The sequence below is a fragment of the Streptomyces sp. NPDC056222 genome (genome assembly GCF_042264065.1).
In the GTDB taxonomy this organism is placed as follows: Bacteria; Actinomycetota; Actinomycetes; order Streptomycetales; family Streptomycetaceae; genus Streptomyces.
Genome location: NZ_JBHJTL010000159.1, coordinates 1 through 9,860 on the forward strand (window position 1 = coordinate 1; position 9,860 = coordinate 9,860).

A 9,860-nucleotide genomic window follows, 5' to 3' on the forward strand; every position below is an offset into this window, starting at 1 on the left:
CGGGGGGCGCGTCTGGGGGGCTGACAGGTTGGCTTAACCGGGGGTGGGCCGCCGCACCGATTGGGGGCGGCGGCCCTCCCGTCCGTACGGCGGGGGACGTCAGTGGACGCCACCCATCATCGCCTGGACCTTCTTGCGGTACATGAAGACCGCGAAGCCCGCGAGCACCGCGAGTCCGGCCTGCATTCCGATGATCCCCGTGCCGTTGAGGTCCACACCGGCCAGCGAGAGCAGACCCGTGGTGCAGTCACCGGCGGTGACCGCGAGGAACCAGACACCCATCATCTGGGAGGCGTACTTCTGCGGCGCCATCTTCGTCGTGACGGAGAGGCCGACCGGGGAGAGGCAGAGCTCACCGATGGTCTGGATCATGTAGATCGAGACCAGCCACATCGGGGAGACCTTGGTGCCGTCGCCCGCCATGCCCATCGGGACGATGAAGACGAAGAAGGAGGCACCGACGAGGACCAGGCCCATCGCGAACTTCACGATGGTGTTCGGCTCCTGGTTCTTACGGGCCAGCCACAGCCACAGCCAGGCGAAGACCGGGGCCAGCGCCATGACGAAGAGCGGGTTCAGGGACTGGAACCAGGTGGCGGGGAAGCCGATGCCGAGAACGGAGTCGGCGGTCTTGCTGTCCGCGAACAGCGACAGGGTCGAGCCACCCTGGTCGTAGATCATCCAGAAGACGGCGGCGGCGACGAAGAACCAGATGTAGCCGTTCATCTTCGACTGCTCGCCGGTGCTGAGGTCCTTGTCGCGCTTGATGCGGACCAGGACGGCGACCGGGATGATCAGACCCGCGAGGGTGATCGGCACGAGCGCCCACTTCAGGGTGTACATGCCCATCGCCACGACGGCGCCGTAGAAGACGGCGGCGGCGGCGACGACCAGGCAGACCTTGACCAGGATGCTCTTGCGCTCCTCGGGGGAGAGCGGGTTCGGGACGACGGTGCTCTTCGGGCTCAGGCTCTTGGTGAAGGCCAGGAAGCACGCGAGGCCCAGACCCATGCCGACAGCGGCGAGCGCGAAGCCGAGGTGCCAGTTGACCTTCTCGCCGAGGGTGCCGACGGCGAACGGCGCCACGAACGCACCGAGGTTGATGCCGATGTAGAAGAGCGTGAAGCCACCGTCACGGCGCGGGTCGTCCGGGCCGTCGTAGAGGTGGCCGACCATCGTGGAGATGTTGGCCTTCAGCAGACCGGAGCCCACGGCGACGAGCGCGAGACCGACGAAGAACATCGCCTGGCCGGGTATCGCCAGCGAGGCGTGACCGGCCATGATCACGAATCCGGCGATGGTGACGGTCTTGCGGGCGCCCCAGACGCGGTCACCGAACCAGCCGCCCGGCATGGCCATCAGGTAGACCATCGAGACGTAGACCGAGTAGATCGCCGTCGCGGTGGCCGCCGTCATCGCGAGGCCGCCACCCTGGCTGCCGGTCGCCGCGTCGGCGCCACCGGAAACCAGGTACAGGACGAGGAGAGCCCTCATGCCGTAGTAGGAGAAGCGCTCCCACATCTCGGTGAAGAAGAGGGTGGCCAGGCCGCGGGGGTGGCCGAGGAACGTCTTCTCGGAACCAGGGGTTCCGGTCGAAGCCGTCGTCAGGCTGGACGCCATGTCGATCCTTGCTCTGTCGGGACGCGCGCCTTGTGAGCGTGGTGCGCCCGGTGGGGGAGGCCGGCACCGGCGGGAGGCGGTCGCACCCCGCCGGGATCCACGCCCTGACGCCGCATCGCGTCTCAGGACCCGGCCCACAGGTCGTTCACTGCCATCGAGGTTGCCGGAGCCGACCTCACGCAGAAAGAGGACCTCTGTCGCACGAAGCGATCCAAAGGTCCCCGATTACCGCAACTGATGCCTCGCCACCATACGACACGACAGTGCCGGATATGGAAGGACTTGAGAGATGGATCACAGGTGATCTAGGAACCAACAACCCTCATTCAAAGGTCATGTGCAGGTTACCCACCTTGATCCGCAGGAGCCGTCGCGGCCCTGTGGATCATGCCTCGGGGCGTCCGCCCTGCGGACTACCATCACCCCATGACCCGTGTACTGCTCGCCGAGGACGACGCATCCATCTCGGAACCGCTGGCCCGTGCGCTGCGGAGAGAGGGATACGAGGTCGAGGTGCGGGAGGACGGACCCACCGCCCTCGACGCCGGACTCCAGGGCGGAGTCGATCTCGTCGTGCTCGACCTCGGACTGCCCGGCATGGACGGCCTGGAGGTCGCCCGGCGGCTGCGCGCCGAGGGCCACACGGTTCCGATCCTGGTGCTGACCGCCCGCGCCGACGAGGTCGACACCGTCGTCGGGCTGGACGCGGGCGCCGACGACTACGTCACCAAGCCGTTCCGCCTCGCCGAGCTCCTCGCCCGTGTCCGGGCCCTGCTCCGGCGCGGCGCCACCGAGCCGGCCGTCGCGCCCGCGACGCACGGTGTCCGGATCGACGTCGAGTCGCACCGTGCCTGGATGGGCGACGAGGAGCTCCAGCTCACGGCGAAGGAGTTCGACCTGCTCCGGGTCCTCGTCCGGGACGCCGGCCGGGTCGTCACCCGCGACCAGCTGATGCGCGAGGTCTGGGACACCACCTGGTGGTCGTCGACCAAGACGCTCGACATGCACATCTCCTGGCTCCGCAAGAAGCTCGGCGACGACGCGGCGAACCCCCGCTACATCGCCACGGTCCGAGGCGTCGGCTTCCGCTTCGAGAAGAGCTAGCCCCGGAAGGGGCCTCTGCCCGACGGGGGCGTGCGCGCTCCGGCGGGAGCGCCGGGGCTTCTCCGGCGGAGGTCCGAGCGCTCCTGGAGTCTGCGCGCTCCGGCGGGAGTCTGCGCCCCCCGTAGGAGCGAGCCGAGGGGTCGCGCGCCGTAGGCTCGGGGGCGTGCCCCACACCCCCGCCCGGAGGACCGCCCCGTGCGTCGCCGTCTGATCAACTCCACGCTCGCCGTCGTCCTCGTCGTCATCGCCGTCTTCGGGGTGTCCCTCGTCATCGTCGAGACGCGGACCATCTCCTCCAGCGCCCAGGAGAGCGTGGACTCCGAGGCCGTGCGCCTGGTCTCCATCGTCGACAGCCGGCTCATCGGCGGGGAGCCCGTCAACCCGGACATCCTCGCCGAGCAGAGCGGCGCCAAGCGGTACGCCCTGATCGAGATCCCCGGCCGCGCCCCCATCGAGATCGGCGCCCGCCCCGAGGGCAGCGTCATCCGCGGCACCGCCGAGGGCGAGCGCGGGGAGACCGTCACCGTCGAGGAGTCCCGCTCCACCATCACCTCCGAGGTGGGCCGCACCCTCCTGATCATCGGCGCCGTGGCCCTGCTGGCCGTCGTGGCCGCCGTGCTGCTCGCCGTGCGCCAGGCCAACCGGCTGACGTCCCCGCTCACCGACCTCGCCGAGACCGCCGAACGCCTCGGCTCGGGCGACCCCCGCCCGCGCCACAAGCGGTACGGCGTGCCCGAGCTGGACCGGGTCGCCGATGTCCTGGACGCCTCCGCCGAGCGGATCGCCCGGATGCTCACCGCCGAGCGCCGACTCGCCGCGGACGCCTCGCACCAGCTCCGTACACCCCTCACGGCGCTCTCCATGCGCCTGGAGGAGGTCGCCGTCGCCGACGACCTCGACACGGTCAAGGAGGAGGCGACGATCGCGCTCACGCAGGTGGAGCGGCTCACCGACGTCGTGGAGCGGCTGCTGACCAACTCGCGCGACCCCCGTACGGGCTCCGCCATCGCGTTCGACCTCGACGAGGTCATCAAGCAGCAGATCGAGGAGTGGCGCCCCGCCTACCGAAGCGCGGGCCGGGCCATCGTCCATTCGGGCAAGCAGGGGATGCGCGCGGTGGGCACTCCGGGGGCCGTGGCCCAGGTCCTCGCCGCGCTGATCGAGAACTCGCTCATGCACGGCGGTGGCACCGTCGCCCTGCGCACCCGGGTCACCGGCAACCAGTCCGTGATCGAGGTCACCGACGAGGGCCCGGGCGTCCCCGCCGATCTCGGCGCGCGGATCTTCGAGCGGACCATCAGCGGCCGTAACTCCACCGGCATCGGACTCGCCGTCGCCCGGGACCTCGCGGAGGCGGACGGAGGCCGGCTCGAGCTGCTCCAGCAGCAGCCTCCCGTGTTCGCGCTCTTCCTCAGCCGTGAGGTCAGGAGCCGCCGGGACCAGGACCGCCCGGTCCGCTAGGCGAACGGGCCGCTCCTGAGGGCGTCAGAGGGCGTCCAGCGGGCGCCGTAGGGACGTCGGAGGGCGGCAGAGGGACGTCGGGGGGCGCCGTAGGGACGCCGGAGGGCGGCAGAGGTACGTCGAGGGGACGCCGGAGGGCCGTGGCCGTTCGAGCGTGCCGGTGGCAGAGCGCCCTACAGCACCCGGTCCGGCTGCTTCCTGGTCGTCTGCGGCGGCGGCGCCTGCTCCAGGAACGATTCGGCGGTCTGGACCGCCTCCCGCGCCGGCAGCGTCCGGAACACCCAGGTCCGATACGACCAGAACCGGAACAGCGTCGCGACGCCGATCCCCAGGAATTTGAAGACGTTGCTCTGAAGGGGGGAGTCCCAGCCGAATCCGTACGTCGCCGCGTACAGGATGCCGTTCTGGATCACCAGGCCGGCGACGCTGAACAGCAGGAAGAGCGTCAGCTCCTTCGTGCGGCTGCTCTTGTCGCGGTCCCGGTAGGTGAAGTACCGGAAGCCCAGGTAGTTGAAGCCGATCGCGACGACGGTGGCGATGATGCTCGCCCGTACGACGGGGACCTCCGTGAGATGGCGTACGAGGTTGAAGACCCCGAGGTCCACCAGGAGGCCGACACCACCGACGGCACCGAACTTCGCGAACTCACGCGTGAGCCGGTCAAGCCGCACACGCAGTGCGCTGGGTTCACTCATGGTGATTGCTCAGCCCCGTCCGTTCGGTTTCATCGTCCCAGCCATGCTAACCAGAGCGTCTGGCACCTGCCTGGGGACATTGCAAACCACGGAGAAACCCCGGCGAGCTGTCGTAAAGCACAGGCGGGGGAGGGTTCCCGCATGGTGCGGATACCCTAAGAGGGTGACGTTCCCGGTAGTCGGCATGGTCGGTGGCGGTCAGCTCGCCCGTATGACCCACGAGGCGGGTATCCCCCTCGGCATCAAGTTCAAGCTGCTCAGTGACACCCCGCAGGACTCGGCGGCCCAGGTGGTGAGCGAGGTCGTCATCGGCGACTATCGCGACCTGGCTACGCTGCGTGACTTCGCGCGCGGATGTGACGTGATCACCTTCGATCACGAGCACGTCCCCGCGGAGCATCTGCGAGCCCTGGAGGAGGACGGCGTCGTCGTCCGCCCCGGGCTCGCCGCGCTGGTGCACGCCCAGGACAAGGGGGTGATGCGCGCGAAGCTCGACGAGATCGGCGCGCCGAGCCCCCGCCACCGCATCGTCGCCGATCCGGCGGACGCGGCGGCCTTCGCGGCGGAGGTGGGCGGCTTCCCGATCATCCTCAAGACCGTGAGCGGCGGCTACGACGGAAAGGGCGTCTGGTTCGTCCGTTCGGAGGCCGACGCGCGGGACCCGTTCCTCGCCGGCGTCCAGGTGCTCGCCGAGGAGAAGGTCGACTTCGCGCGCGAGCTCGCCGCGAACATCGTCCGCTCCCCGCACGGCCAGGCCGTCGCCTACCCGGTCGTCGAGTCCCAGCAGGTCGACGGCGTCTGCGACACGGTGATCGCGCCCGCGCCGAACCTGTCGGCCGAGCTGGCCGGCCAGGCGCAGGAGCTGGCGCTGCGGATCGCCAAGGAGCTCGACGTCGTCGGCCATCTGGCCGTGGAGCTCTTCGAGACCACCGACGGGCGGATCCTCGTCAACGAACTCGCCATGCGTCCCCACAACTCCGGCCACTGGACCCAGGACGGCGCGATCACCTCGCAGTTCGCCAACCACGTCCGGGCCGTCCTCGACCTGCCGCTGGGCGATCCGCGCCCGCGCGCCACGTGGACGGTCATGTGCAATGTGCTGGGCGGGGACTACCCGGACATGTACTACGCCTATCTGCACTGCATGGCCCGGGACCCGCAGCTCAAGATCCACATGTATGGCAAGGACGTGAAGCCCGGCCGCAAGGTGGGGCACGTCAACACCTACGGCGACGACCTGGACGACGTGCTGGAGCGCGCCCGTCACGCCGCCGGCTATCTGCGAGGAACGATCACCGAATGAGCCCTGTGAGCCCCGTCGTAGGCATTGTCATGGGATCCGACTCCGACTGGCCCGTCATGGAGGCCGCGGCGCAGGCCCTGGACGAGTTCGAGATCGCGTACGAGGTCGACGTCGTCTCCGCGCACCGGATGCCGCGCGAGATGGTCGCGTACGGCGAGAAGGCAGCCGACCGAGGTCTGAAGGCGATCATCGCGGGTGCCGGTGGCGCCGCCCATCTGCCGGGAATGCTCGCCTCGGTGACCCCGCTCCCCGTCATCGGCGTGCCGGTCCCGCTGAAGTACCTCGACGGCATGGACTCGCTCCTCTCCATCGTGCAGATGCCGGCCGGTGTGCCGGTGGCCACGGTCTCCGTCGGCGGGGCGCGCAACGCCGGTCTGCTCGCGGCCCGGATCCTCGCCACACAGGACGCCGAACTGCTGGTCCGGATGCGGGAGTTCCAGCAGGAGCTGAACGATCAGGCGACCGAGAAGGGCAAGCGGCTGCGGGCCAAGGTCGAGGGCTCGGAGTCGTTCGGCTTCGCCAAGTGAGCCGCCCGGCGAACGCGGCCGACCGGCTGGCGGAGGCGATGGAGCTGCTGGCCTCCGCACCTGTCGTCGACGGTCACAACGACCTGCCGTGGGCGCTGCGCAAGCACGCGGGCTACGACCTGGACCGGCTCGACATCGCGGCCGACCAGACCGGCGCGCTCCACACCGACCTGGCCCGGCTGCGGGCCGGCGGGGTCGGCGCCCAGTTCTGGTCGGTGTACGTGTCGTGCGAGCTGACCGGTGACGACGCGGTCAGCGCCACCCTGGAGCAGATCGACATCGTCGACCAGCTGCTCGACCGGTACTCCGCGGATCTCGCCCCCGCCCTGACCGCGGACGACATGGAGTCGGCGCGGAAGGAGGGCCGTATCGCCTCCCTGAAGGGTGCCGAGGGCGGCCACTCCGTCAACAACTCCCTCGCCACGCTGCGCGCGTTGCACACCCTGGGCGTGCGCTACATGACGCTCACCCACAACGACAACACCGCGTGGGCGGACTCGGCGACGGACGAGCCGGGCGTCGGTGGTCTCTCCCCCTTCGGCCACGAGGTCGTCCGGGAGATGAACCGGGTCGGGATGCTCGTCGACCTCTCGCACGTCGCCGCGACGACGATGCGGGACGCGCTGGCCACCGCCGTCGCGCCGGTGATCTTCTCGCACTCCTCCTCGCGCGCGGTCTGCGACCATCCGCGGAACATCCCCGACGACGTGCTGGCGCAGCTGCCCGCGAACGGGGGAGTGGCGATGGCGACGTTCGTGCCGAAGTTCATCCTCCCCGCGGCCGTGGAGTGGACGGCCCGGGCCGACGAGAACATGCGGGCGCACGGACTGCACCACCTCGACACGACGCCGGCGGCGATGAGGATCCACCGCGCGTTCGAGGTGGAGAACCCGCGCCCGATCGCCACCGCGGCGACCGTGGCCGACCACCTCGACCACATGCGCGAGGTCGCCGGCATCGACCACATCGGCATCGGCGGCGACTACGACGGTACGGCGTTCACCCCGGCCGGCCTCGACGATGTCGCGGGCTATCCGAACCTGATCGCGGAGCTGTTGACGCGCGGCTGGTCGCACGCCGACCTCGCCAAGCTGACCTGGTCCAACGCGGTCCGCGTGCTGCGGGACGCGGAGGCGGTCTCGCGCGAGCTGCGGGAGACCCGGGCGCCGTCCAACGCGACGATCGACTCGCTCGATTCCCCGTCCTCCTGACGGAGCATCATCGAAGGCCCCGCTTCGGCGGGGCCTTCGCGCGTCCCGGGCGGTGCTCACCCGTACAGAGCATTCCGCCGCGCCGTGGACCCGGCGAGCGGTTACGCACCGATCTTCGCCGAGCTCCTCCTCCGCGGCCGGCCCGCGCCGGACCCGGTCGCCCCGCGCGGCGCAGCACGCGGACACGACGGTGCCCCGCCACCCCCGGTCGAAGGGGGAGGCGGGGCACCTTGGGGTCGGGGGCACCGCGCGCATCCGTCCCGGGCCCGGGGTCGGCGGGCACGTCCGCACGCTCTCAGCGCGCGGGCACCGGCGCACGTTCTACGCGCGCGGGCGTCGGCGCACGTTCTCAGGCGCGCGGGCGGCCCATCGCGCGGTACGTCCAGCCCGCCTCGCGCCAGCGCGTCGCGTCCAGCGCGTTGCGGCCGTCCAGGATCACCCGCGAGGTCACCGCCGCCCCCAGCTCCGCCGGGTCGAGCTCGTCGCGGAACTCACGCCACTCCGTCAGGTGCAGCACCACGTCCGCCCCGCGCACGGCGGCCAGGGCCGTGTCCGCGTATCCCAGCGTCGGGAAGAGGCGGCGAGCGTTGTCCATGCCCTTGGGGTCGTAGACCGTGACCTGTCCGCCCTGGAGGTGGATCTGTCCGGCCACGTTCAGCGCGGGCGAGTCACGGACGTCGTCGGAGTCCGGCTTGAACGTGGCGCCGAGCACCGCCACCCGCTTGCCCAGGAACGAACCGCCGCCCAGCGCCTCACGCGCCATCTCGACCATCTGGCCGCGCCGCCGCATGTTGATCGAGTCGATCTCCCGCAGGAACGTCAGCGCCTGGTCCGCGCCCAGCTCGCCCGCCCGCGCCATGAAGGCGCGGATGTCCTTCGGCAGACAGCCGCCGCCGAAGCCGATCCCGGCCCGCAGGAACTTGGACCCGATCCGGTCGTCGTAGCCGATCGCCTCCGCGAGCTTCGCGACGTCACCGCCGGCGGCCTCGCAGACCTCGGCCATCGCGTTGATGAAGGAGATCTTGGTGGCGAGGAAGGAGTTCGCGGCGGTCTTCACCAGCTCCGCCGTCGGGAAGTCCGTCACCACGAACGGCGAGCCCTCCGCGACCGGACCGGCGTACACCTCGCGCAGCTGCTTCTCCGCCCGCTCGCCGCGCACACCGACGACGATCCGGTCCGGGTGCAGGGTGTCCTTGACGGCGAAGCCCTCCCGGAGGAACTCCGGGTTCCAGGCCAGCTCGACGCCCTCCGGCAGCAGCGCGGCGAGCCGCTCGGCCGAGCCGACCGGCACGGTCGACTTGCCGACGACGAGCGCGCCGTCCTGCACCACGCCCGCGAGCGAGGTGAACGCGGCGTCGACGTAGCTCATGTCACACGCGTACTCGCCGTGCTTCTGCGGGGTGTTCACGCAGACGAAGTGGACGTCACCGAAGGCGCCGACCTCCTCCCAGGAGGTGGTGAAGCGCAGTCGGCCCGTCGACCCCTCGATCCCGGCGACGTGACGGGCCAGCAGCTCCTCGAGACCCGGCTCGTACATCGGTACGCGCCCGGTGGCCAGCAGCTCGATCTTCTCGGGCACGACGTCGAGGCCGAGCACTTCGAACCCGAGTTCCGCCATGGCCGCTGCGTGCGTGGCGCCGAGGTAGCCGGTGCCGATCACGGTGATCTTGAGGGCCATACGGGACTCCAGTGACGTCGGGCGGAATGCCTGCCCGAGCATAGTCGGGCCTCGGTCCTGCCTCGGCCGGGCCTTGGTCCGGTGCCCCGTGACGCCCTACCCTTTGAGTTACTTAACGGTAGTTAGCAAAGAGTGGGAGCGAATGAGCATGGCGGGTTCTGCCGATTTCGACCTGTATCGCCCGTCCGAGGAGCACGAGATGCTCCGGGAGACGGTCCGCGCGCTGGCGGAGGCGAAGATCACGCCGTTCGCCGCGGCGGT

8 protein-coding genes are annotated in these 9,860 nt (G+C 70.3%); 5 read left to right on the plus strand and 3 right to left on the minus strand.

The features are described 5' to 3' along the window. Positions 1-99 precede the first annotated feature (99 nt). The gene (locus ACFC0D_RS37120) at positions 100-1,620 is read right to left on the minus strand and encodes a peptide MFS transporter (protein ID WP_376446146.1); all 1,521 of its coding nucleotides are present in this window, start codon (positions 1,618-1,620) and stop codon (positions 100-102) included. A gap of 426 nt (positions 1,621-2,046) precedes the next feature. On the opposite strand from ACFC0D_RS37120, the gene ACFC0D_RS37125 reads away from it, so the two are divergent. Together ACFC0D_RS37125 and ACFC0D_RS37130 are read left to right on the plus strand one after the other, a co-directional pair. Further along, positions 2,047-2,724, plus strand: a complete 678-nt coding sequence (locus ACFC0D_RS37125) for a response regulator transcription factor (protein ID WP_376446148.1) — start codon at positions 2,047-2,049, stop codon at positions 2,722-2,724. Positions 2,725-2,919: 195 nt separating this feature from the next. Beyond that, complete coding sequence (locus ACFC0D_RS37130; RefSeq protein WP_376446151.1) at positions 2,920-4,185, plus strand: ATP-binding protein; 1,266 nt, start codon at positions 2,920-2,922, stop codon at positions 4,183-4,185. Between the two features lie 173 nt (positions 4,186-4,358). Here ACFC0D_RS37130 and ACFC0D_RS37135 read toward each other — a convergent pair whose 3' ends face one another. Further along, positions 4,359-4,880 (minus strand): GtrA family protein, encoded by a 522-nt coding sequence (locus ACFC0D_RS37135; RefSeq protein WP_376446154.1) that lies wholly within the window; start codon positions 4,878-4,880, stop codon positions 4,359-4,361. Positions 4,881-5,064: 184 nt separating this feature from the next. On the opposite strand from ACFC0D_RS37135, the gene ACFC0D_RS37140 reads away from it, so the two are divergent. Genes ACFC0D_RS37140 through ACFC0D_RS37150 form a run of 3 tightly spaced genes read left to right on the plus strand, consistent with a single transcriptional unit; the run spans position 5,065 to position 7,921 of the window. After that, positions 5,065-6,183 carry a 5-(carboxyamino)imidazole ribonucleotide synthase gene (locus ACFC0D_RS37140; protein WP_376446163.1) on the plus strand — a complete coding sequence of 373 codons (1,119 nt, stop codon included), beginning with the start codon at positions 5,065-5,067 and terminating at the stop codon, positions 6,181-6,183. Beyond that, positions 6,180-6,710 carry a 5-(carboxyamino)imidazole ribonucleotide mutase gene (gene purE, locus ACFC0D_RS37145; RefSeq protein ID WP_376446157.1) on the plus strand — a complete coding sequence of 177 codons (531 nt, stop codon included), beginning with the start codon at positions 6,180-6,182 and terminating at the stop codon, positions 6,708-6,710. The genes ACFC0D_RS37140 and purE overlap by 4 nt, the downstream gene beginning before the upstream one ends. Before the next feature lie 38 nt (positions 6,711-6,748). Further along, positions 6,749-7,921 (plus strand): dipeptidase, encoded by a 1,173-nt coding sequence (locus ACFC0D_RS37150; protein ID WP_376446165.1) that lies wholly within the window; start codon positions 6,749-6,751, stop codon positions 7,919-7,921. 349 nt (positions 7,922-8,270) lie between these two features. Here ACFC0D_RS37150 and ACFC0D_RS37155 read toward each other — a convergent pair whose 3' ends face one another. Then, entirely contained in the window at positions 8,271-9,599 is a 1,329-nt protein-coding gene (locus ACFC0D_RS37155) for a UDP-glucose dehydrogenase family protein (protein WP_376446160.1), read from the minus strand. Positions 9,600-9,860 lie beyond the last annotated feature (261 nt).

Coding starts and splice junctions, on each gene's coding strand:
- ACFC0D_RS37120 (WP_376446146.1), bottom strand. CDS start 1,620: ATGGCGTCCAGCCTGACGACGGCTTCGACCGGAACCCCTGGTTCCGAG.
- ACFC0D_RS37125 (WP_376446148.1), top strand. CDS start 2,047: ATGACCCGTGTACTGCTCGCCGAGGACGACGCATCCATCTCGGAACCG.
- ACFC0D_RS37135 (WP_376446154.1), bottom strand. CDS start 4,880: ATGAGTGAACCCAGCGCACTGCGTGTGCGGCTTGACCGGCTCACGCGT.
- ACFC0D_RS37140 (WP_376446163.1), top strand. CDS start 5,065: ATGGTCGGTGGCGGTCAGCTCGCCCGTATGACCCACGAGGCGGGTATC.
- purE (WP_376446157.1), top strand. CDS start 6,180: ATGAGCCCTGTGAGCCCCGTCGTAGGCATTGTCATGGGATCCGACTCC.
- ACFC0D_RS37150 (WP_376446165.1), top strand. CDS start 6,749: ATGGAGCTGCTGGCCTCCGCACCTGTCGTCGACGGTCACAACGACCTG.
- ACFC0D_RS37155 (WP_376446160.1), bottom strand. CDS start 9,599: ATGGCCCTCAAGATCACCGTGATCGGCACCGGCTACCTCGGCGCCACG.